This window comes from Mesorhizobium sp. XAP4 (assembly GCF_029269325.1).
Lineage (GTDB): Bacteria > Pseudomonadota > Alphaproteobacteria > Rhizobiales > Rhizobiaceae > Mesorhizobium > Mesorhizobium ciceri.
In genome coordinates this window covers 308,141-331,123 of the sequence record NZ_JARIXW010000004.1, presented here as the reverse complement: position 1 = coordinate 331,123, position 22,983 = coordinate 308,141, and the positions used below count along the sequence as shown (strand labels likewise).

General features: G+C 63.6%; 20 protein-coding genes. 4 read left to right on the top strand and 16 right to left on the bottom strand.

Annotation, left to right across the window (positions count from 1 at the left end; genetic code table 11):
• Position 1 precedes the first annotated feature (1 nt).
• From P3C39_RS19185 to P3C39_RS19165, 5 genes are all read right to left on the bottom strand, one after another.
• Entirely contained in the window at positions 2-1,081 is a 1,080-nt protein-coding gene (locus tag P3C39_RS19185) for an imelysin family protein (RefSeq protein ID WP_275954073.1), read from the bottom strand.
• On the bottom strand, positions 1,081-2,682 hold the full coding sequence (locus P3C39_RS19180) for a di-heme oxidoredictase family protein (RefSeq protein ID WP_275954074.1): 1,602 nt from the start codon (positions 2,680-2,682) through the stop codon (positions 1,081-1,083). Before P3C39_RS19180 ends, P3C39_RS19185 begins: the two co-directional genes overlap by 1 nt.
• Before the next feature lie 12 nt (positions 2,683-2,694).
• Positions 2,695-3,180 carry a bacterioferritin gene (gene bfr, locus P3C39_RS19175; RefSeq protein WP_275954075.1) on the bottom strand — a complete coding sequence of 162 codons (486 nt, stop codon included), beginning with the start codon at positions 3,178-3,180 and terminating at the stop codon, positions 2,695-2,697.
• Complete coding sequence (locus P3C39_RS19170) at positions 3,146-3,457, bottom strand: (2Fe-2S)-binding protein (RefSeq protein WP_013527915.1); 312 nt, start codon at positions 3,455-3,457, stop codon at positions 3,146-3,148. Before P3C39_RS19170 ends, bfr begins: the two co-directional genes overlap by 35 nt.
• Before the next feature lie 111 nt (positions 3,458-3,568).
• Positions 3,569-4,858 (bottom strand): imelysin family protein, encoded by a 1,290-nt coding sequence (locus tag P3C39_RS19165; protein WP_275954076.1) that lies wholly within the window; start codon positions 4,856-4,858, stop codon positions 3,569-3,571.
• A gap of 432 nt (positions 4,859-5,290) precedes the next feature.
• Here P3C39_RS19165 and P3C39_RS19160 point away from each other — a divergent pair, with 432 nt between their 5' ends.
• On the top strand, positions 5,291-6,544 hold the full coding sequence (locus P3C39_RS19160) for an FAD-dependent oxidoreductase (RefSeq protein WP_275954077.1): 1,254 nt from the start codon (positions 5,291-5,293) through the stop codon (positions 6,542-6,544).
• A 30-nt stretch (positions 6,545-6,574) separates the two neighbouring features.
• On the opposite strand, the gene P3C39_RS19155 is transcribed toward P3C39_RS19160, so the two are convergent.
• The gene (locus P3C39_RS19155; protein ID WP_275954078.1) at positions 6,575-7,852 is read right to left on the bottom strand and encodes a 4-aminobutyrate--2-oxoglutarate transaminase; all 1,278 of its coding nucleotides are present in this window, start codon (positions 7,850-7,852) and stop codon (positions 6,575-6,577) included.
• A 244-nt stretch (positions 7,853-8,096) separates the two neighbouring features.
• Here P3C39_RS19155 and P3C39_RS19150 point away from each other — a divergent pair, with 244 nt between their 5' ends.
• Genes P3C39_RS19150 through P3C39_RS19140 form a run of 3 tightly spaced genes read left to right on the top strand, consistent with a single transcriptional unit; the run spans position 8,097 to position 13,407 of the window.
• Positions 8,097-9,236 (top strand): efflux RND transporter periplasmic adaptor subunit, encoded by a 1,140-nt coding sequence (locus tag P3C39_RS19150; RefSeq protein WP_275954079.1) that lies wholly within the window; start codon positions 8,097-8,099, stop codon positions 9,234-9,236.
• Entirely contained in the window at positions 9,233-10,312 is a 1,080-nt protein-coding gene (locus tag P3C39_RS19145) for an efflux RND transporter periplasmic adaptor subunit (RefSeq protein ID WP_024503446.1), read from the top strand. The genes P3C39_RS19150 and P3C39_RS19145 overlap by 4 nt, the downstream gene beginning before the upstream one ends.
• The gene (locus tag P3C39_RS19140; RefSeq protein WP_127368030.1) at positions 10,309-13,407 is read left to right on the top strand and encodes an efflux RND transporter permease subunit; all 3,099 of its coding nucleotides are present in this window, start codon (positions 10,309-10,311) and stop codon (positions 13,405-13,407) included. Before P3C39_RS19145 ends, P3C39_RS19140 begins: the two co-directional genes overlap by 4 nt.
• A 12-nt stretch (positions 13,408-13,419) precedes the next feature.
• Here the strand turns inward: P3C39_RS19140 and P3C39_RS19135 are convergent, their stop codons facing one another.
• The 10 genes from P3C39_RS19135 to P3C39_RS19090 all read right to left on the bottom strand — a co-directional run bounded on the left by P3C39_RS19135 (position 13,420) and on the right by P3C39_RS19090 (position 22,977).
• Positions 13,420-13,734, bottom strand: coding sequence for a hypothetical protein (locus tag P3C39_RS19135; RefSeq protein WP_206519134.1), 315 nt, complete (start codon positions 13,732-13,734; stop codon positions 13,420-13,422).
• A 45-nt stretch (positions 13,735-13,779) separates the two neighbouring features.
• Positions 13,780-14,529, bottom strand: coding sequence for an ABC transporter ATP-binding protein (locus tag P3C39_RS19130; RefSeq protein ID WP_275954080.1), 750 nt, complete (start codon positions 14,527-14,529; stop codon positions 13,780-13,782).
• A complete protein-coding gene (locus tag P3C39_RS19125; RefSeq protein ID WP_275954081.1) occupies positions 14,526-15,371 on the bottom strand; it encodes an ABC transporter ATP-binding protein in 846 nt (281 codons plus the stop codon). The genes P3C39_RS19130 and P3C39_RS19125 overlap by 4 nt, the downstream gene beginning before the upstream one ends.
• Positions 15,368-16,288 (bottom strand): nickel transporter permease, encoded by a 921-nt coding sequence (nikC, locus tag P3C39_RS19120; RefSeq protein WP_275954082.1) that lies wholly within the window; start codon positions 16,286-16,288, stop codon positions 15,368-15,370. Before nikC ends, P3C39_RS19125 begins: the two co-directional genes overlap by 4 nt.
• A complete protein-coding gene (locus P3C39_RS19115) occupies positions 16,285-17,352 on the bottom strand; it encodes an ABC transporter permease (RefSeq protein ID WP_024503440.1) in 1,068 nt (355 codons plus the stop codon). Before P3C39_RS19115 ends, nikC begins: the two co-directional genes overlap by 4 nt.
• Positions 17,353-17,370: 18 nt before the next feature.
• Positions 17,371-19,014, bottom strand: a complete 1,644-nt coding sequence (locus P3C39_RS19110; RefSeq protein WP_275954083.1) for an ABC transporter substrate-binding protein — start codon at positions 19,012-19,014, stop codon at positions 17,371-17,373.
• Between the two features lie 261 nt (positions 19,015-19,275).
• Positions 19,276-20,589, bottom strand: coding sequence for a lytic murein transglycosylase (locus P3C39_RS19105; RefSeq protein WP_275954084.1), 1,314 nt, complete (start codon positions 20,587-20,589; stop codon positions 19,276-19,278).
• 26 nt (positions 20,590-20,615) lie between these two features.
• On the bottom strand, positions 20,616-21,221 hold the full coding sequence (gene recR / locus P3C39_RS19100; RefSeq protein ID WP_013527928.1) for a recombination mediator RecR: 606 nt from the start codon (positions 21,219-21,221) through the stop codon (positions 20,616-20,618).
• Between the two features lie 191 nt (positions 21,222-21,412).
• Positions 21,413-22,339, bottom strand: a complete 927-nt coding sequence (locus P3C39_RS19095) for a cell wall hydrolase (protein WP_013527929.1) — start codon at positions 22,337-22,339, stop codon at positions 21,413-21,415.
• Between the two features lie 230 nt (positions 22,340-22,569).
• Positions 22,570-22,977, bottom strand: coding sequence for a hypothetical protein (locus P3C39_RS19090; protein WP_013527930.1), 408 nt, complete (start codon positions 22,975-22,977; stop codon positions 22,570-22,572).
• Positions 22,978-22,983 lie beyond the last annotated feature (6 nt).

Below are 22,983 nucleotides of genomic sequence, written 5' to 3'. Positions count from 1 at the left end.
TTCAGTCCCCATCCAGCGAGGAGAAGCCTGCGGTCAGGCCGAATTCAGCGGTCAACCTGGTCCCGATCAGGGTCGACAGGCTGGAGGTGATCAGCGCGAAATGATCGAGCTTGTCGCGCAATGCCGGATCGGCAAGCGCCTTGTCGATTGGACCGCTGACGGCCTTGGCGGTGGCGACACCGTTGACCAGCTGGATGTGGATCGATTCGGCCATCCAGCGCGCATCGGCCGGCAGGGCGTCGCCAAGTTTCGAGGCCTGGAACAGCGTATCGATGCCGGAGAGATTGCCGGCCAGTGACGCGGTGGTGTTTTGCGAGCGCCAATAGATCGCTTGTTTCGGCTTGTCCGCGTCCGGCTTGCCGCCGAAAAACCCTTTCAGGCGCACGTCACGCACCATTTCCAGCTCGTTGACGAAGACGCCGACCAGTTCGGTCACCGCTTCATTGCCGTCGCGGTAAAGCGGGTTCTGCGGCCCCGGATTGGCCCAAAGCGCTGCAAAGCCGTCTGGTTTGTTCCAGGCGGCGCTGACCTCGCCGGCCATGGTTTCGATGTTGCCGGCAACAGCAGTGCCATAGGCGCAGCGGTAGGGATCATCCTTGCCGGCCAGTGCATCGGCGCCGTCGCCGTAAAGTACGAACTCCAGCGCGCCCAGCCCCTGCATGGCGACGCTCTTGCCGGCCAGCTGTGCCGGATCTGTGGCGGTTGGATCCTTCGCCGACAGCGCCGCCTGCACCTGCTTCAGGCCAATGCTCTTGCGATCCGGCCAGAACAGCATGCGTTCCAGCCGGTTGTTCTCCTTGATCGGCCCGAAGCCGATGATTTCGGCTGACGACCAGGCATAGACGGTGGCGGAGAATTCGGCGCGTGCGGCATCGAGCTCTCCTTGCGAGGGCGTGACGCACAGCTTGCGCATGGATCCGGTCAAGGCTTCCGCATGCTCGTGCAGGCCGGCATAGGTCGGGCGGACGAAGCCATCGATCGCCCGCTGGATGATGTCGGAGGCTTTGACCGCCGCCGACGCAGGGACAACACCCAGCAGGGCCAGCGGAAGAGCGAAAAACAATGCAGAACGCTTGAACATCACAGTGACTCCAGGAATTTGAGCAATGCGTCACGCTCGGTCGCGTTAGCGGCGGCAAAACGGTCGCGCGCTTTCTGCGCCTCGCCGCCATGCCACAGGATCGCCTCAGCCAAGCTGCGCGCGCGCCCGTCATGCAGAAAGAAGGAATTGCCGTTGACTGTCTCGGTCAGGCCGATGCCCCACAGCGGCGGCGTGCGCCACTCATTGCCCGTCGCATCGCCCACGGCCTGGCCATCGGCCAGATCAGGCCCCATGTCGTGCAGCAGGAAGTCCGAATAAGGCCAGATCAACTGGAAGGCCTGCGCCTTATTGGGCGTATCGCGGCGCGTGACGAATTTCGGCGTATGGCAGGCAATGCAGCCGATCTCGTAGAATGTCTTTTTGCCCGCGAGCACGTCCGGCCGGTCGAGGTCCCGGCGCGACGGCACGGCCAGGTTCTGCGAATAGAAGGTGACGAGATCCATCACCGGCGGCGGCGCCTCGATCGGGCCAAGACGCTGCTGCACGCCGTTCGGCATGGCGAGGCATTTTGCCTCCGCAGCAGTGCAATCGCCCCAATGCCTCGGCTCTTCGAGCGTCGAGATGCCGATGTCGCCGGCAAAGGCATCCGCCGCCTGCTGGCGGATCGACGCGGTCTGCGCCTTCCAGCCGAAACGGCCAAGCGTCAGTTCCCCGTTCAGGCTATCGCGCACGATGTTCGGCCTGCCGGAAATGCCGTCGCCGTCCCTGTCGTCCGGATCGGCTTGGGCGAGAATATCAGACGGCGCGATCTGTTCGATCAGGCCCAGGCCGATCATCGGCGGTGTGAGCCGCGGCGACAGCGTGGTGCGCGGGTCAAGCGGCCCGTAGCCAAGGCCGTCAACCGAATAGCTCGGTTTGCGCAAGGAGATCACAGAGCCGTCCGTCAGCTCCACCTTACGTTCCTGGTAATCGATATGCATCCTGCCTTCACCGGGCAGGCCGGGTACGGCGAGCTCCTGCAATTGCCTGCCGTAGACCGGGTCGGGGAAGTTGAGCACCTCATGGTCGGCAAGCGCCGCCCTTTCTTGCGTGCTGCTGGCGTCGCGGGCCAGCCGCAGGAACATCGACGTGGTGCCGGCGTCGCCTTGCGGCGGGCGGCCGCGGCCGTCCTTCAGATGACAGTTCTGGCAGGCACGTTCGTTGAACAGCGGGCCGAGCCCGTCCGACGCCTGCGTCGAGGATGGCGACGAGACCCAGTTCTTGCGGAAAAGGGCATTGCCAAGCTTGAAGTCGCCCTCTTCCTCGAAGGTGAGGTTGGCCGAGGATTGCGAGAAGGAATCGCGGCTGACGTCCTTTCGGGACGTGCCGGCGCCACCTTGCATCAGTTCGAACGGCTCTGGCCTGGAAAAATCCGTGGTCGGCCTGGTGACGGCGATGGCGCGCGCCTGATCCTTCGCATTGAGGTCGGTGCGCGTGGTGGCGAAGCCGGCCGGCTGAAGATCACCCGCCATCGCCGAAGAGGTAAGCGCCAACACGAGCATGACACAGCGCCGACGCGCCAATCCGGCTGGCGTCTTCTCAGGGGGCGGCGAGCCATTGGCCCGCCGCGAGCGGCGCACGAATTCTAGCAGGCGCCGCATTCCCGCATGCCCTTACTCCGCCTCGTCTGCCGATGCGGCGTTGAGCTGGCCGTATTTCTCCTTGCCGATCGAGGCAAGCAGGTCGAGCTGCGTCTCAAGAAAGTCGATGTGACCCTCCTCGTCGGCCAGCAATTCCTCGAACAGCTTCATCGTCACGTAGTCGCCGGCGTCGTTGCAAATTTCGCGCGAACGCTTGTAGGCGGTACGTGCGTCATATTCTCCGGCAAGGTCGGATTCGAGCACTTCCTTGACGTTCTGCCCGATGCGCAGCGGCGCCACGGACTGCAGGTTCGGATGGCCTTCGAGGAAGATGATGCGGGCGACGAGCTTGTCGGCATGGTGCATCTCCTCGATCGATTCCGCCCGCTCCTTCTTTGCCAGCTTCGCGTATCCCCAGTCCTCAAGCAGACGGAAATGCACCCAGTACTGATTGACGGCCCCAAGCTCCAGAAAAAGGGCCTCGTTAAGCCGCTCGATGATCTGCGGATCGCCTTTCATGAATTCTGCTCCCGTATTGGATGCGCAGGCCTCTGACGCGATCCAGGTGTGAAACGACATCCACGCCGCTCGCCTCCGAGCGAGCGTGGTAGTTTTCGGTGACCCGAATGATCGTTTCCACCACATTTGGGAAGCAGCCGCAACAGCGACCGCGCTTTTGCATTGCATGGTAGATTTTCGCCGGCACGATCAACTGCCAGGGATCCTGGTCCAGCAGCCCGACGATCGTCTGCTCGATCTCCTTCTCGGTGATGATGTTGCAATGACAAATCAGCATTGGCTTGCTCGGCTGGCTGACGGCGTCTCCCGCGCCGTGTGGCTTGATCTTCTGGCGGAGGCCGTTGCAAAGCCGGTTGTCCGGCTCCGGGTCAGTCTCCGTCGTTTACCCTTACTTGAACACCTTGTCCGGCGCGTCGAGGCTGTCGGACCCTTCGAAGGCGATGGTGCTGAGCTTCAGGGAGCCGACGGCGCGCTCAATCGACTTGGTCTGATCGATCAGCGCATCGATCGCCGCCTGGACGGTGGCATTGCCCTCGATGTTGCCCTCGGCGATCTGCTGGTCATAGGCCTCGCCGGCCAGTGCACGCGCCTTGATCGCCTCCATCTTGGCGACCGAAACATCGAGCTTGTCAGACAGTTCCTTGTCGATCGCCGGGTCGGCCGCCTTCACCATATTGGCCACCGAAGGACCCGAAACGACGGTGCCGTCGAGACGCGTGTAGCTCGCATGATAGGCCGCGCGAATGCCGATGGCGTCGTAGAGATGCGAATTGTAGGTGTTGTCGGAGAAGCAATCGTGCTCCTCTTCCGGATCATGCAGCAGTAGGCCGAGCTTCATGCGCTCGCCGGCCAGTTCGCCGTAGGACAGCGAGCCCATGCCGGTGAAGATCGTCGAGATCGCCGTGTTCGGCTCGCCATCGACAAGAGCCTTGCGGGCGGCGCCGTCTTCCTTCCAGTTGCCGACCATCTCCTGAAGATCCGAAACCAGAAGGTCGCTGGCCGATTTCAGATACTCGGCGCGGCGGTCGCAATTACCGCCGGTGCAGTTCTTGAGGTCGTAGTCGGTGTAGGGGCGCTCGCCGGCACCCGGGCCGGTGCCATGCAGGTCCTGGCCCCAGAGCAGGAATTCGATGGCGTGATAGCCGGTGGCGACATTGGCCTCGATGCCGCCGGCTCCCTGCAGCGTGCCGGAGAGGAATTCCGGCGAAAGCTTCGATGCATCGACCTTCTTGCCGTTGATCTCGATCTCCTTGTTGGCGATCACATTGGCCGTGTAGAGCGCGTTCGCGTCCGATTCGGTGCCGTAGCTCTTGGCGACATAGTCGATCAAGCCTTCATCCAGCGGCCAGGAATTCACCTTGCCTTCCCAGTCGTCGACGATCTTGTTGCCGAAGCGGTAGACTTCGGTCTGCTGGTAGGGAACGCGCGATGCCTTCCAGGCGTCACGGGCAGCGTTGAGGGTTTCCACCGATGGCGTGGCGAGCAGCGCGTCGACCGCCTTGTCGAGCGCTTGCGCCGTGGTCAGCGAATCCTCGTATTTCGCGAGCGCGATGTCGGAATAGGTCTTGATGACCGCCTTTACATCTGTTTCCGCCTTTGCCGGCAACACGAATACCGCCGCCGTCAGCAGGGCAGTGGCGCCGATCGCCGCAAGCCTGCTGCCATATCGTGCTGTCATGATCACTCTCCAGTTTCTCGGAAATTCTGTAAACGGCGCGCGCAGCAACCGGCGCCAGGCCATCTGCGGGCCATTGGGCGCAAGAGATGCCGCGCCATCGCGCGGTTCGCGGAAGAAAGACACCAAAATGCCTCCAATCGAAAGGGTTCAAGGCCCAAACATTAAAGGGATGCGCTGACGCGCGAACTTCCATAAAGCTGCGACACCGTCGGATGTCAATGACAATCCGCAAGAAAAGTCAATCGAAACAACAGTTTAGAATTATTCTAAACTGCAACTGTCAACTTTATGCGTTTTCCTGCACCGGTCTTGCCGCTGAACTGTGCGATTGACAGCCGCCATCCCGGATGCGACCCGCAAAAGCTCGCTTGCAGCGGTGCCAGACAATTGCCATCTGGCGGAATATCCTAGGTAGAATCGGGATTGAGTGCGATGAAGAACGGTGTGGTCATTGTCGGCGCGGGTCATGCGGGCGTGCAAGCGGCCGCAAGTCTGCGCGAGGACGGTTATGACGGACCGGTAATCCTCGTCGGAGATGAGGACGAACTGCCCTACCACAAGCCGCCGCTGTCGAAGACCTTCATCAAGGATGCCGAGGCCAAGCCACAACCCTTGCGCGGCGAGGCCTTTTACACCGGCAGCGCCATCGACTACCGGCCTGGCGTCAGGATCGATCGCATCGATGCCGGACGCCGCAGTTTGGATATTGCCGGCGATGGTGCGCTTGCCTTCGACCACCTGATCCTGGCGACAGGCTCGCGCCCGCGCACGCTGCCGCTGCCCGGTGCCGATCTGTCCGGGGTGCTGTCGCTGCGCTCGCTGGCCGATGCGCGGCTGATCCGCGACCTCAGCGCGCAAACCGACGAAGTCGTCATCCTCGGCGGCGGTTTCATCGGGCTGGAGATCGCAGCCACGTTGAGGGCCGCCGGCCGCACGGTGACAGTGGTCGAGGCGGTGGACCGGCTGCTCGGCCGCGCCGTGGCGCCGGTGGTGGCGAGCCACGTCCGGCAACGGCTGGAAGCGACGGGCGTGCGCATCCTCACCGGCACCTCGATCGCCGGGCTCGAAGGCGAAAACGGTCATGTCGTGGCCGCGATCACCTCGTCAGGCGAAAGACTGCCGGCGCGCATGGTCATTGTCGGCATTGGTGCCGTGCCGAATGTCGAACTGGCGCAGGAAGCTGGCCTCGGCATCGCCAACGGCATCCGCGTCGATCACCAGATGCGGACTTCGGTGCCGGAGATTCTCGCTATTGGCGATGCTGCCTCTTACCGTCACTGGTTCACCGGCGGCGACGTGCGGCTGGAATCGGTGCAGAATGCCACCGACCAGGCGCGGCTTGCCGCGCGCACGATATCAGGCCATGCCGACGCCTATTCTGCGGTGCCATGGTTTTGGTCCGACATCGGCGACATGAAGCTGCAGATGGTCGGCCTGACCGCCGGCGGCGACAGCCATGTCGTGCTGGGCGGCCTTCCCGACAACAAATTCTCGATCTACCACTATGCTGGCGACCGGCTGCTCGGCATCGAATCGGTCAACCGTCCGGGCGACCATATGCTTGGCCGCAAGATGTTGGGCGCCGGCTTCTCGCCGACGCCGCAGACGGTGGCCGCTGGCCCCGAGGGGCTGAAAGCGGCACTGGCCGCTTTCCTCGAGAATGAGCCCGCCAGAGCGGCGGGATAATTCCGTCCCTCAGGCGCGGCACCTTACTGATCAGGCGGCGCAGACTTCGCGGATCGAGCTTTCCAGAATGTCGAGTGCTTCGTTCATGACTTCGTCCTGGATGGTGATCGGCGCCAGGAAGCGGATGACGTTGCCGTAGACGCCGCAGGTCAACAGGATCAGGCCCTTGTCGAGCGCCTTCAACCGGATCGCATTGGCGATCTCGGCTGAGGGCAGGCCCTTCTTGACGTCGTTGAACTCGACCGCGTTCATGAAGCCGAGACCTCTGATGTCGACGATCTCGGGCACGTCGTCGCGGATCGAGTGCAGCCGCTGTTTCAGCCTTGCGCCCAGCGTATTGGCGCGGTCGCACAGCTTTTCATCCTCGATCACGTCGAGCACGGCGTGCGCCGCGGCAACGCCGATCGGGCTGCCGCCATAGGTGCCGCCGAGCCCGCCGGGGCCGGGCGCATCCATGATTTCGGCGCGGCCGGTGACCGCCGCCAGAGGAAAGCCGCCGGCCAGGCTCTTGGCCATGGTGGTGATGTCGGCGGCCACCTCATGGTGATCCATCGCAAACATCTTGCCGGTGCGGGCAAAGCCGGTCTGCACTTCGTCGGCGATCAGCAGCATGCCGTGCTGGTCGCAAAGCTTGCGCAGCGCAACCAGGAAATCCCGCGGCGCGTCGTAGAAGCCGCCCTCGCCCTGAACCGGCTCGATGATGATGGCGGCGACGCGGGCCGGATCCACATCGGCCTTGAACAACCGGTCGAGCGCCGTCAGCGAGTCGGCGACCGAGACACCGTGCAGCGGCACAGGGAACGGCGCATGATAGACATCTCCCGGCATTGCACCGAAGCCGACCTTGTAGGGCACGACCTTGCCGGTCAGTGCCATGCCCATGAAGGTGCGGCCATGGAAACCGCCGGCGAAGGCGATGACCGCCTGACGGCCGGTGGCATTGCGGGCGATCTTGATGGCGTTCTCGACAGCCTCGGCCCCGGTGGTGACGAAGATCGTCTTCTTCTCGAACTTGCCGGGCAGCATGCCGTTCAGCCGTTCGGCCAGGCGCACATAGCTCTCATAGGGCACCACCTGGTGGCAGGTGTGGGTGAAGCGGTCGAGCTGTGCCTTGACCGCCTCGATCACCCTGGGATGGCGATGCCCGGTGTTGACGACGGCGATGCCCGACGAGAAATCGATATAGCGACGCCCCTCGACATCCCAGATTTCCGAATTTTCAGCCCGGTCGGCATAAATCTGCGTGGTCATGCCGACGCCGCGGGAAATCGATTGGTTCTTGCGTTCGGAAATGGCTGAATTCTTCATCGTATCCCTCACCGGGCCGGCGCCCGTCCTGTTTGATGCCGTTGAGATGTCTTCTGACCTTATTTCACGTTTTCCTCAAGTCGGCACCACCGGCAGGCGATTGGGCCTGCGGTGGGCAGATCCCGGCGCTTAGCCAGTCGGGCGATACACGTACGAGACCGGTTTCCTTTTCCCAGGGATCGACTATCCTCTGGATGGCCGCGAGGCACCGCGATCAGCGAGCGGCCCGCGGTCGGGAGAGCCCATGAGCAGGAACGTGACTTCGCCCGTCTCGCAGCCATCGGTCAAAGCTCCCGGTCTTTTGTCTTTTCCAGCCGCCCCGGCGCTTTTCGCCTGCACGGCGGCGCTGCTTCTGGCCGGCTGTCAGAAGCAGGAAGCGGCGGACAAGAAACTGCAGATCATGGTGCGCACCGAAACGGTGGCGATGGCCGACTATGCGCCAAGGACTTCGCTGACCGGGGTGATCGCGGCGCGTACGCTGAACAATCTGTCGTTCCGGGTCGGCGGTCGCGTCGCCGAACGGTTTGTCGATGTCGGCCAGCATGTCGATCAAGGCACGGTGCTCGCCCGCATCGACCCGCAGGAGCAGGAATCCGACCTGCGCTCGGCGCAGGCCGATCTTGATGCAGCCAAGGCGCAACTGACCCAGTCCGTTGCCGCCTTCGAGCGGCAGAAGACGCTGCTGGCGCAGGGCTTCACCACAAGGCGCGACTATGACGCCGCGGACCAGGCCCTGAAGGTGGCACAAGGCAGCGTCGAAGCCGCGCAGAGCGCTTTCTCCAACGCCCAGCAAAACCTGTCCTTCACCGAGCTCAAGGCCGGTGCCGCCGGCGTGATCACCGCCCGCCAAGTCGAAACCGGCCAAGTGGTGCAAGCCGCGCAAACCGTCTTCACCGTCGCCGAGGACGGCGACCGCGACGCGGTGTTCAACGTGCAGGAGACACTGATCGCCAAGACACCGGCATCGCCTGCGGTGACGATCACGCTGTTGTCCGATCCGCAGGTCAGGGCAACGGGCAAGGTCCGCGAAATCTCGCCTGCGGTCGACCCGGCTTCGGGCTCGATCCGGGTCAAGGTCGCCATTCCCGACACGCCCGCCGGCATGCCGCTGGGAGCAGCCGTCATCGGCTCGGTAAGCGCCAAGCCAGCGAAGGCGATCCTGCTGCCGTGGCAGGCGCTGACGTCCAGCGCCGGCAAGCCGGCGGTCTGGATCGTCGATCCGTCGACCAAGGCGGTGACGATGGCGCCGGTCGAAGTGCTGGCGTTCAATTCGGGCACGGTCGTGATCGCCAGGGGGCTGGACGAAGGCCAAAGCGTCGTCACCGCTGGAGGACAGCTGCTCAGCCCTGGACAGACGATCGAGATATCGGGAGCGGGCCAATGAGCCGGACGCCGCGCATCCTGCTCGGCGTGCTCATGCTCGGCGCGCTGGCATCCTGCTCCAGGTCGGAGGAAAAGCCGCCCGAGATCATCCGGCCGGTGCTGTCGATGGTGATCGAGCCGCGCACCACGCAAGTCTTCGGTTTTGCCGGATCCGTCGAACCGCAGGTCAGCGCCGACCTGGCCTTCCGCCTGCTTGGCCGGGTCGTCTCGCGCGACGTCCAGGTCGGCGACATCGTCAGCAAGGGCACGACGATAGCGGCACTCGATCCGACCGCGCTGGAGTTGTCGCTCCAGGCGGCCAAGGCGGAACTGTCCAATGCCGAGGCGCAGTTCGCCAACGCCGCCGCCAGCGAGGAACGGCAGCGCCAGTTACTCGCCTCAGCCAACGCCACGCAAGCTGTCTTCGACGCCGCGCAGCAGGCGCGCAAAGCTGCGGAGGCAGGTGTCGAGCGGGCCAAGGCCTCGCTTGCCAAATCGCAGGAACAGCTCGGCTATGCCAGGCTGTTCTCTGATTTCGACGGTGTCGTCACCGCTGTCGGCGCCGAAGTTGGCCAGACGGTCTCGCCCGGCCAGACCGTCGTCACCGTGGCGCGCTCGGACCTGCGCGAGGCGGTGGTCGACATTCCCGACCAATTGACCGGTGATCTCGCGGCCGGCACGCCCTTCCAGGTCATCCTGCAGTCGCTGCCGACGATCCAGACCGGGGCTAAGCTGCGCGAGATCGCACCGCAATCCGAGGGCTCGACCCGCACCCGGCGCGTCAGGCTGACGCTCACGGATCCGCCACAGGCCTTCCGGCTCGGCTCGACGGTGACGGCGACCCGCGTGACCAAGGTGGCACCGACGATCGAACTGCCCATGTCGGCGCTGTTCGAAAAGAACGGTTCCGCGAAAGTGTGGATCGTCGACCCGCAGACATCGAGCGTGAACGCACGCGACATAAAGGTCGCGTCGAAGAATGGCGGCACCTTCACGGTGACCGAGGGGCTGGAGGCCGGCATGCGTGTTGTCACGGCGGGCGTCCACAGCCTGAGCGAAGGCCAGAAGGTGACAGTGCCCGAGGGAGGGGCCTCATGAAAGGCTTCAATCTCTCCGACTGGGCGCTCAACCACCGCTCCATGGTCTGGTATTTCATGCTGGTCTTCGTCGTGGCTGGCGTGTTCTCCTACCTCAATCTCGGCCGTGAAGAAGATCCCAACTTCACCATCAAGACGATGATCATCCAGGCCAACTGGCCGGGCGCCTCGGTCAAGGAAACCGTGCAGCAGGTGACCGACCGGATCGAGAAGAAACTCGAGGAACTCGATAGCCTCGACTACACCAAGTCCGTCACCACGGCCGGCCAGACCGTCATCTTCGTCAACCTGAAGGACACCACCAAGGCACGCGATGTCGTGCCGAACTGGATTCAGGTGCGCAACATGGTCAATGACATCGGGGCACAGTTTCCGCAGGGTGTGCAGGGCCCGTTCTTCAACGACCGCTTCGGCGACGTCTATGGCAACATCTACGCCTTCACATCGGACGGGCTGACGCCGCGCCAGTTGCGCGACTATGTCGAGGATGCCAGAACAAAGATCCTGACCGTGCCCAACGCCGGCAAGGTCGACCTGGTCGGCGCCCAGGACGAAGCGATCTATCTCGAATTCTCAACCCGCCAGATCGCCGCCCTCGGCCTCAACCAGCAAGCGATCGTCGCCAGCCTGCAGGCGCAGAACGCGATCACGCCGTCCGGCGTCATCCAGTCCGGGCCGGAGCGCATCAGCGTGCGTGTCGGCGGGCAGTTCACCTCCGAGGAAAGCCTGCGCGCCATCAATCTGCGCGTCAACGACCGCTTCTTCCGCCTGAGCGACGTAGCGACGATCACACGCGGCTATGTCGATCCGCCGACGGCACTGTTCCGTTTCAACGGCCAGGACGCGATCGGGCTCGCCATCGGCATGAAACCCAACGCTAACCTGCTCGAATTCGGCGAGGCCCTGCACAAGGAGATGGACAAGGTGCTGGCCGACCTGCCGGTCGGCGTCGGCGTGCATCTGGTGGCCGACCAGCCGGTCATCGTCGAGGAGGCCGTCTCGGGCTTTACGCGTGCGCTGTTCGAGGCGGTCGCCATCGTGCTCGCCGTGTCGTTCATCAGTCTCGGCATGCGCGCCGGCTTCGTCGTGGCGCTGTCGATCCCGCTGGTGCTGGCCATCACCTTCACCGTCATGGCCTATCTCGGCATTTCGCTGCAGCGTATTTCCCTGGGTGCGCTGATCATCGCGCTCGGCCTTCTGGTCGACGACGCGATGATCGCGGTCGAGATGATGGTGGCGCGGCTGGAGGTCGGCGACAATCTGCGCAAGGCAGCGACCTATGTCTACACATCGACCGCCTTTCCGATGCTGACCGGTACGCTGGTGACGGTCGCCGGCTTCATCCCGATCGGCCTCAACAACAGCGCCGCCGGCGAATATACCTTCACCCTGTTCGTGGTCATCGCCGTTTCGCTGCTGGTGTCATGGATCGTGGCGGTGCTGTTTGCGCCCCTGCTCGGCGTCACCATCCTGCCGGCGACGATGAAAACCAAGCATCACGACCAGCCGGGCCGCTTCACCTCGCTGTTCCGGCGCGTGCTTGTCGGCTCGGTGCGCCATCACTGGCTGACCATCATCGCCACCGTGTTGTTGTTTGCCGGCTCGATCGCCGGCTTCGGCCTGGTGCAGCAGCAGTTCTTCCCGCCATCGGACCGGCCGGAGCTGATCGTCGACTGGAACCTGCCGCAGAATTCTTCGATCGCCGACACGCGCGACCAGATGGAGCGGTTCGAGCAGCGGGCACTGGTCGGCAATCCCGACATCGACCATTTCTCGTCCTATATCGGCCAGGGCGCGGTGCGTTTCGTGCTCGCCTATGACGTGCAGCCGGCCAACCCCTATTTCGGCCAGACCGTCATCGTCACCAAGAGCATCGAGGCCCGCAACCGGGTCAAGCCGGCGCTGGAAAAGCTGCTGCGCGAGGAGTTCGTCGGCACCGACGCCTTCGTCAAGCCGCTCGAACTCGGACCGCCGGTCGGCCGCCCCGTGCAATACCGCGTCGGCGGTCCCGACATCCAGACGGTGCGCGAACTGGCGCAGCAATTCGCCGGTGTCATCTCCGCCAATCCAAAGCTCGCCGCGCCGACCTTCGACTGGAACGAGCCGCAGCGCGTGCTGAGGGTCGACGTGCTGCAGGACAAGGCACGCCAGCTCGGCATCACCTCCTCCGACATCGCCAGCGCGCTGAACAGTACGGTCGGCGGCGCCACCATCACGCAGGTGCGCGACGCCACTTACCTGATCAATGTCGTGGCCCGCTCCCGCGGGGCCGAACGCGGCTCGATCGAGACGTTGCAGAACATGCAGTTGCCGACCAGCACCGGCGAGGCGATCCCGCTCGCGGCGGTCGCCAACTTCCGCTACGATCTGGAGCAACCGACGGTGTGGCGACGCGATCGCATCCCGACCATCACCGTGCGCGCCGGGCTGGTCGGCGACGTGCTGCCGGCCACGGTCGTCAACGAACTGAAGCCATCGGTCGATGCCTTCACCGCCAAGCTGCCGCCGGGCTATTCGATCGCCACCGCCGGCTCGGTCGAGGAGAGCGCCAAAAGTCAGGGACCGATCGCCGCCGTCGTGCCGTTGATGCTGTTCGTCATGGCAACGATCCTGATGGTGCAGTTGCAGAGCTTCCAGCGCCTGTTCCTGGTCGTGGCGGTGGCGCCGCTCGGCCTGATCGGCGTGGTGGCGGCCCTGGTGCCGAGCGGAGCGCCGCTGGGCTTCGTCGCCATCCTCGGCGTGCTGGCGCTGATCGGCATCCTCATCCGCAATTCGGTCATCCTGATCGTGCAGATCGAGGATCTGGTGCGCGAGGGCAAGGATCGCTGGGCGGCGGTCATCGAAGCGACCGAACACCGGATGCGCCCTATCGCACTGACGGCGGCGGCCGCCAGCCTGGCGCTGATCCCGATCGCGCGTGAAGTGTTCTGGGGTCCGATGGCCTATGCGATGATGGGCGGCATCATCGCGGGTACCGCAATCACGCTGCTGTTCCTGCCGGCGCTTTATGTGACGTGGTTCAGGATCAAGGAGCCGAAGGGCCGGGAAGAGCCACCCGTTCTGGAGAACGGCGAACTGGCGCAAGGCTCAGCCTAAGGCTTTGCCTGATCATTCGTTGTCGTTGGAGGGCACAGGGCGCGACCTGGCGCGTTGCCATGGCGACGATTTCGAGGTGCGCCAAGCGTGCCAGCCTTCTGGCAAGTCCGCCAACGCCTGGATGCTTTCGTCCCGCTGCACAACGTTTTGCAAGCTGACGATCATGATATCGCCTTCGTCAACAGGTCCGGTTTCGCTGTTGTGGAATTGCCAACTGCCGTCGTCATCGTCATGTGAGACGTATGCAATCCAATCGCCGCGGGTAACGACTGCCCTATCCACAAACACCGCGACATTGGGCGGATCCGCAAACTTCCATTCCTCCATGGGAATTCCCCAAGATGGTTGTTCGGCGCAAAAGAGAAAACGAATTCAAGCGGTTCTCACAAACCCGTCGCTGGCCCGCAACAGATTGCGCGTATAGTCCTTGGTCACACGGCGTTCGACAAGATCCGCCGCCGCCAGATTCTCCACCGCCTCGCCGCTTTGCATCACCATCAGCCGCTCGCACATATGGGTGATGATGGCGAGGTCGTGACTGACCATCAGGAAGGTCAGCTTGCGCCGCTTGCGTACCTCTTCCAGCAGGTTGAGCACTTCCGCCTGCACCGAGGCATCGAGCGCCGAGGTCGGCTCGTCGAGCAGCAGGATCGACGGTTCGAGAATGAGCGCACGGGCGATCGCCACGCGCTGGCGTTGGCCGCCGGACAGTTGGTGCGAATAGCGGAAGCGGAAACCGTTGCCGAGGCCGACCTCGTCCAGCGCCCGCTGGATGCGCTTTTCGCCGTCGGCAAAGCCATGGATGGCAAGCGGCTCCTGCAGCAGACGGTCGACGGTCTGGCGCGGGTGCAGCGACCCGTACGGATCCTGGAAGACCATCTGCACTTCACGGTAGAAGGCTTTGTCGCGGCGCGCGCCGAGCGTCTTGCCGTTGACGACGATGCCGCCCGATGCAACCGGCGCAAGGCCGGCGATGGCCCGCAGCAGCGTCGATTTGCCGGAGCCGGATTCGCCGACCAGGCCGAAGGATTGGCCCGGCTGCACGTCGAGGCTGACGCCCTTCAGTGCGCGAAAACGGTCGAAGATCACTTCCAGCCTGTCGACGGCAATCGCAGAAGTCATGCCGCCCACTCCGGCTTGCGGTCGAGCACCGGCAGCGGGTGGCGGTCGGCACCGATCTTGGGCATGCAATTGAGCAGGCCGCGCGTGTAGGGATGCTGGGCCTGGCCGAGTTCGGACGCCTTGAGCTGCTCGACCACCTTGCCGGCATACATGACGATGACGCGGTCGCAGAAGGACGAGACCAGGCGCAGATCGTGCGAGATGAAGATCAGCCCCATGCCGCGCTCACTGACCAGCCGGTCGAGGATGCCGAGCACATCGAGCTGCACGGTGACGTCGAGCGCCGAGGTCGGCTCGTCGGCGATCATCATTTCCGGACCGGCGATCAGCATCATGGCGATCATGGCGCGCTGGCCCATGCCGCCCGAAACTTCATGCGGATGCAAATTGAAGACGCGAGAGGGATCACGGATCTGCACCGCCTCCAGCATGGCCAATGCACGGTCGCGTGCCTCCGCCTTGCCGACCTTTTCATGGGTGCGCAGCGTCTCGACGATCTGGCGACCGATGCTCATCACCGGGTCGAGCGAATATTTCGGATCCTGCAGGATCATGGCGATGCGCTTGCCGCGCAGCGCCCGGCGTTCGCGTGGCGAGACGGTGAGCAGGTCGATGCCGTCGAAGGCGAGCTTGTTGGCCGATATCCGCGCCTGCGGTGGCGTCAGGCCCATGATGGCGCGGCCGGTCTGCGATTTTCCCGAGCCGGATTCGCCGACGATGCCGAGCCGTTCGCGGCCGAGCGAAAAGGAAACGCCGCGCACCGCCTCGATCAGCCCGGTGCGGGTCGGGAAGGTGACGCGCAGGTCGTCTACGTCGAAAAGCGTCTTCGTCTCCCCGCTCATTGGTCGCCACTCCGCGGATCGAGCGCGTCGCGCAGGCCGTCGCCAAGCAGGTTGAAGCCGAGGCTGACGATGAGAATGGCGAAGCCCGGCGCACCGGCCACCCACCATTGATCGAGCACGAAGCGGCGGCCGGAGGCGATCATCGTGCCCCATTCGGGCAGCGGCGGCTGCGCGCCGAGGCCGAGGAAACCGAGCCCGGCGGCGGTCAGGATGATGCCGGCCATGTCGAGCGTCACCCTGACGATCAGGGACGAAATGCAAAGCGGCATGATATGGCGCAGCACGATGCGGAAGGGCGAAGCGCCCATCAGTTGCACCGCCTTGATGTAGTCGGAATTGCGCACCGTCAGCGTCTCTGCCCGCGCGATGCGGGCGTAGGGCGGCCATGAGGTGATGGCGATGGCCAGCACTGCATTCTCGATGCCGGGGCCCAGTGCTGCGACGAAGGCCAGCGCCAGGATCAGCTTGGGAAAGGCGAGGAAGATGTCGGTGATGCGCATCAGGATGGCATCGGTCCAGCCGCCGGCATAGCCGGCCACCGTGCCGACCAGGAGGCCGATGGGGGCGGCGATGATGGCGACCAGGATGACCACATAAAGCGTCCAGCGCGAGCCGTAGAGGATGCGCGACAGGATATCGCGGCCGAGATCGTCGGTGCCGAACCAGTGCTCAGAGCTCGGCGCCAGCAGGCGCGCGTTCTTCAGGTCGCCGAACGTTGGCGAATAAGATGCCAGCACGCCGGCAAGGGCGGCAACGACCAGCAGGGCAATGATGATGAGCAGGCCCAGAAACGCCAACCGGTTGGCGGAAAAGCGCCGCCACGCCACATAGGCGCGGCCGAGCCTTGCCTGCATGCGCGAGGCCGGCCGCTCGCTGAGCAGCCAGTCGCGACGGCTCTGGATGGTGTCGACGCTCATGCGGACTTCGTCCTCGGATCGAGCACACGATACAGCAGGTCGGACAGAAGGTTGATGGCGATGAACACCGAGCCGATGACGATGGTGCCGCCAAGCACCGCATTCATGTCGGCGTTCTGCAGCGAATTGGTGATGTAAAGGCCGATGCCCGGCCATGAGAAGACGGTCTCGGTCAGCACCGAACCTTCCAGCAGTCCGGCATAGGACAGCGCGATCACCGTCACCATCGGCACCGCCGCGTTGCGCAGCGCGTGGCCCCAGATGATGCGGGTTTCCGACAGGCCCTTGGCGCGCGCCGCGACGATATATTCCTGCGACAATTCGTTGAGCATGAACGAGCGCGTCATGCGGCTGATATAGGCGAGCGAGAAATAGCCGAGCAGCGAGGCCGGCAGGATGATGTGGCGGAAGGCGTCGTAAAAAACGTCCCACTGCCCCTGCATTGCGGAGTCGAGGAGATAGAAGCCGGTGATCGGCGTAAAGGTGTATTCGTAGACGACGTCGAGCCTCGCCGGGAAGGCAACCCATTGCAGCTTGGCGTAAAACAGCACCAGCCCAAGCAGCCCCAGCCAGAAGATCGGCACGGAATAACCGATCAGGCCGATGACGCGCACGATCTGGTCGATGAGGCTGCCGCGCCTGACCGCGGCCAGCACACCGAGCGGCACGCCGAACAACGCGCCGATCAGCGTTCCGAGGGTCGCCAGTTCCGTCGTGGCCGGAAGCGCCCGGCGAATGTCGGTCATGACCGGATTGGTGGTCAGCACGGAGACGCCGAAATTGCCGTTCAGCGCATTCTTCACATAGATGTAGAACTGCTCGATCAACGGCAAATCGAGACCCATCTCGCGGCGCGTGCGCTCAACCACATTGGCCGGCGCCCGGTCGCCGAGCACCGCCAGCACCGGGTCGATCGGAATGACGCGGCCGATGAAGAAGGTGACCGCTAGCAGACCAAGATAGGTCGTGATCGCAATGACCAGGAAACGGCCAAGCGATGATGCAATAGCGACGGCGCGGGCGCTGCCGCGCCCCGCCGCCACTTCTTTTTCAACCGCGCTCATGCGGCGTGTCCGCGAGCACTATTCCTTGGACACCGGGCCGACGAAGTTGGTGTCGAAGCTCGGGCCGAGCGCAAAGCCCTTGAGGTTCTTGCGCAGGCCGGCCACTTCCAGCTGCTGGTGGATGACGACGAAGGGGCTGGTGTCGAGGATCTTCTTCTCGAGATCCTTGTATATGTCGGCGCGCTTGCCGGCATCCTTCTCGAGCAGTGCCGCTTCCGTCTGCTTGGTCAGGTCCGGAATGTCCCAGGCGTTGCGCCAGGCCAGCGTCTTGGTCTTGGCCGCATCCGAATTGTCCGGGTTCGAGGCAAAGGTCTGGGCGTTGGAGTTCGGGTCGAAATAATCCTGGCCCCACTGGCCGATATAGATGTCGTGGTTGCGGGCGCGGTATTTGGTGAGCGTCTGCTTGCCGTCGCCCGGGATGATCTCGAGCTTGATGCCGGCCTGTCCGAGCGTCTGCTGGATCGATTCCGCCATGCCGGTCGTCGGCTGGCCGGTGCGTACGTCCATGGTTACGCTGAAGCCGTCGGGCAGACCGGCCTTGGCCAGCAATTCCTTGGCCTTGGCGACATCGAGCTTGAACGGATTCTCATCCAATTCGCCGAGCACGCCCTTGGGCAGGAAGGTCTGATGGATTTCGCCGATGCCCTTGAGGATGGTCGAGCTCAAGGCATCATAGTCGACCAGATACTTGAACGCCTGGCGCACCTCCGGCTTGGCGAGGTTGGCGTTCTTCTGGTTGAGGCTGATGTAATAGACCGTGCCCTTGGGCGCGCTGGTGGTGGTGAGGTCGGCGTTCTTGGCGATCGCGTCGAGGTCGTTCGGTTCGAGATTGCGGGCAACGTCGATGTCGCCAGCCTCGAGCGCCAGGCGCTGGCCCGAGCTTTCCTTCATGTTGCGATAAATGACGCGGGCAAGCTTGGCTTTTTCGCCGTAGTAATTGTCGTTGCGCTCGAGAACGACGGCTTCGTTGGCCCGCCATTCGCGCAGCTTGAAGACGCCGGAGCCGGCATAGCCGGTCTTCAGCCAGGCGTTGCCGAAGTCATTGTCCCATTTGTAGTCGGCGCTCGGCGTGACCGAAGCGACATGTTCCTTGACCAGCTTGGCGTCGACCACCGAAGCCACCGTTGCCGACAGGCAGTTCAGCACGAAACTCGGCGCATAGGCCTTGTCGACGGTGAACTGGAAGGTGCCGTCGTCGACAGCCTTGGCCTTTTCGGTGACGTTGTCACCGCTGATGCCAAACTGGCCGATGATGAAGGCCGGGCTCTTGTCGAGCTTGATGACGCGCTCGAACGACCAGGCGACATCGGACGCCGTGATCGGATTGCCGGAAGCGAATTTCAGGCCGGGCTTGAGCTTGAACGTGTAGGTCAGGCCGTCATCGGAGACGGTCCAGCTTTCGGCAAGGTCGCCCTTGACCTTGGAGGTGTCGCTGAGGTCGAGACGGACAAGCAGATCATAGGTGTTGCCGGTGACCTCGGCGGTCGACAGCTCGAACGCCTCGCCCGGATCCATAGAGATGATGTCGTCGATCGCGAAACCTTCGACCAGCGTGTCGGCGGGCGTGACCGCACCGGCGGGCGCGCCGGCCAGAAGCAGCGCCGACATGGCGGCACCCGCGAGCAGGAAGCGAGAGCGTAGAGCAAACTTTTCCATCATCATTGTGATTGTTCCCTGTTTTGTTGTTTGTTGACCTGAGTTCCCGGCTCAGGGTTGCGGAATTTTTTCGGGGCCTGGAGACGGCCCCTCTGCCCACTTACCGTCGTGGTTTTTGTCCAGTTGGTCAACACCATACCCGGCGGCCCCGTGGCGGGCAACGAGCATTTATACGACGGCTCATTGGGCCAGAAAGGCCGGTGGGGTGTCGACGCATAGGCCAGCCAATCGAGGCTGCCGATCGAGAAAAATCTGCTAATTTCGGAGCTATTTCAGCACTGCGACCAGGTCGGCGTCAGGAAAGCAGGTGGCGGCGCGGCCGTTCTTGGCTTGCCATATGCCGATCGAGCGGCGGGTCTTGAAGCCGGGCAGGCCATCGGCGCTGCCGACATCATAGCCCTTGGCCTCCAGCGCCCGCTGCAGGGCGGCGATGTCCGAACGGTGCAGCCCGCCGACCGCGCCCCAGCTGCCGGCGAAGTTCTGATCGCCATGGGCGATGCGATCGGCGCCATGGCCGATGAACAGCGCGTACAGGTCGCTGGTGTTGTATTGCTTCAGCACGTAGAAATTGGGCGTGGCGACAAAGGCCGGGCCGCTGCGCCCTGCCGGCATCAGCAGAAAGCCTTCGGCCTTCAGCTCACTCACTGGAAACGGTTTGCCGCCGACGCGCTTGATGCCCATATCAGCCCATTGCGAGATTTTCTTGCCCTGGTCCGGGCCTTCCAGCGAACAGGAAACGCTTTCCGGCACCGTCACCTCGAATCCCCAGCCACGACCCTTTACCCAGCCATAGTGGACGAGATAATTGGCGATCGAGGCCAACACGTCCGGCGTCGAGTTCCAGATGTCGACGCGGCCGTCGCCGTCGAAATCGACGGCATGTTTCAGGAACGAGGTCGGCATGAATTGCGGCTGGCCGAGCGCGCCGGCCCAGGACGATTTCATCGCGCCGACCGGAGCCAGCCCGCGCTCGACGATCTCGAGTGCGGCAAGCAGTTCGGTGCGGAAGAAGTCCTTCCTGGTCGACATGAATGCCTTGGTGCCCAGCACTTCGAAGGCGTCGTAGGGCATCTTCGCCGCGCCGAATCCGGTCTCGCGGCCCCAGATCGCCAGCAGCACTTCGCCCGGCACGCCATAGCGCTTTTCGATGGCCGCAAGTGTCCTGGCATTGGCGGCTTCGCGCGCGCGCCCGCCCGCCGTCACCGCGCGAACCGTCTTCTCGGCGAAATAGGCGCCGGGTGAGCCGAATTCGGCCTGGTGCTGCTTCTGCGGCGTGGCCGCCTTCTCGCCCGGCTTGACCAGGTCCGGCAGCTTCAGATTGGGCTTGATGCCGTCGAAGGCGGCGTCGAAGGTGGTTTTGGAAATGCCTTTCGCCTTGGCCTGTGGCCAGAGGTCGTTCTGCAGCCAGGCGCGGAACTGGTCGTCGATCTTTGCGGCGGAGGCGGGGGTGGAAAAGACCGAGAGAAGAACTGCAAAAAAGGAAAACAGAGCCAATCTGAGAGGTTTGCGTTCCTTCGCACCCCTCTCCGTCCTGTCGAGGGGGGTGCTTGGCACCAGCCTGGAAGGACGCGCAAAAATCATGACCCGCATCCTCTGCCGCAACTTTGTCAAAACGCCGTCCGCGAACGCAGCGCCGCGGCCAGCGTGCCCTCGTCGAGATAGTCGAGTTCGCCGCCGACCGGCACGCCATGCGCAAGGCGCGTCACCTTGATGTCGAAGCCGGACAACTGGTCGGTGAGGTAATGCGCGGTCGTCTGGCCCTCCACCGTCGCATTGACGGCGAGGATGATCTCCTTGACCTCGCCGCCGGCGACGCGATCAACCAGCGAGCGCATGTTGAGCTGCTCGGGGCCGATGCCGTCGAGCGGCGACAGCGTGCCGCCGAGCACGTGGTAGCGCACATTCATCGCCGCCGCGCGCTCCAGCGCCCACAGGTCGGAGACGTCCTCGACGACGATGATGGTGCCGGCATCACGGCGCGGATCGGTGCAGATCATGCAAGGGTCCGATGTATCGACATTGCCGCAGGTCGAGCAGATGCGCACCTTGTCGGCCGCCTCGGCCATGGCGGCGGCAAGCGGCGACAAAAGCTGCTCTTTCTTCTTGATCAGATGAAGGGCGGCACGCCTGGCCGAACGGGGTCCCAGCCCCGGCACCTTGGCCAGGAGCTGGATCAGACGTTCGATCTCGGGACCGGCGATTCGCTTCGACATCGTTCTGATCTAGAGCAATTCCAGGAAAAGTGCGAAGCGGTTTTCCGTCCGGAATTGCGTCAAAACGAAAAGCTGGAGCGGTTCACCGTTTCCGCGAAACGGTGAACCGCTCCAGGATTTTTCAGAGCGCTTTGGAACATCTGCATCCGCATGACCGCCATATTGGGCCTTGGCGGACCGCGGGGCGCAGATCAGTTGGTCTCGAGCGGCCGGCCCTGGCTGACAATCATCGCGCCAATGGCGTCTGTGTTCTCAGGCGTCGACTGGAACCCCATCGACGCCTCTTGCGGCGCGTCTTGAACCGACGAGATGACCCTTGTGTTCAAGCTTCCGCCAAAACGCGCGGCATCCGGCTCTTCCATCGGCTCCTGCATCGCCACCACCGTCGGCTCTTGCGAGACACGCGCGGATTTCGCGGCCGGCGCGGCAGCGGCGGTCACATAGGTCTGCTGGGCGGGAGCGGATCGAACGGTTGCCGTCCTGGCTGGACGCACCGGCTCGGCGGACGCGACCATCGTCACCGGCGCGGCTGACTTGTCGGGCGCCGCCGAGGCAATAGCGACCTGCGGCTCATCCGGCAGCGGCTGCCAGTTGCGGCCGCGCTTCTCGTAGAAGGCATTGCCGCCGGCAACCATGGTGTAGTGCATGTTCTTGTAGGGGAAGCGGAGGCCGGCTGTGTGGAAGAACATGGTGTTCTTGAGCTTGGACTTGCGCTCGCCCTTCAGCACCGCGTCGGCGGCTTCCTCGACATCGGGCATTGCGCGTGAATTCATCGGCCTTGTCATGACACCAGGCGCGAACTGCCCGGGCTCGCCCACCACTTGGCAGATGGTGCTGCCATGGTTGCCGGAGCGCAGCCGGTTCATCACCACCGTGCCGACCGCGATCATGCCGTCGCGGCTCGAGCGGTTCGACTCGAAGAACATCGCCCGTTCCAGGCATTCCTTGTCCTTCGGCGTGTGGCTGTAGGCCCCTGAACTCAGGAAACCCGGCGTGATGGCGTCGGTCAGGCTGGCGACGGACATGCCGTGTGAAGTGGTCTGGCTGCAGGCAGCCAAAAACAGGGGTGAAATGACGGCGCCGAGCAACAGCGGCGTCTTCCATCGCGTGGAAATCAACAGGTAACCCTCTCACTTCGTGCCCGCCCCCAGGCTGCGGCAAGAATGAGACACTTTCGGGCAAAATGATGGCCAAAACGTTATTAACAACGTACTGTTGCCAAATTGGCACAATTTCGTGGCTTTCCAGATAGATCGAGCCGTCATTTCACAAAAGCGATGACCGCTCTCTCTTTGTTTCGCCGCAATTGCCCCAAGGGAAAGCACCACGCGATTTTTCCTGAAGCGATCTACCGCCCGGCCGCTATCGCGGCCGGCTGGCCAGGCTCAAGCTCCTCGACCTTCTCCGAAAACAGGCCGCGCCGGAGGAACAGCGTCCGCGCCTCCCTGGCCGTCGGCGCGATCTTTCCCGGCCAGTCGCTGTCTATGAACTCAGCCTTGGTGAAGTCCGGATTTGTCTCGCTTGCCGCCTCGAGGAATTCGGCGATCTCCAGCACGATCGCGCGCTCGTCCTTCGAAAGCGCCGATGTGCCGGCTTCGATCGATGGGCGATGGAGGAAATCCTCGAACAGATAGAAATAACCCTTGATGCCGACGAGATCGACGCCGTCGTCACAATCGGCCAGGATTTCCAGGATCTCGTAGATCCTGTTGCGGATACGCTGCTCGATCAGTCTTTCGGACGGCTCTTCGGCCATGGCCGC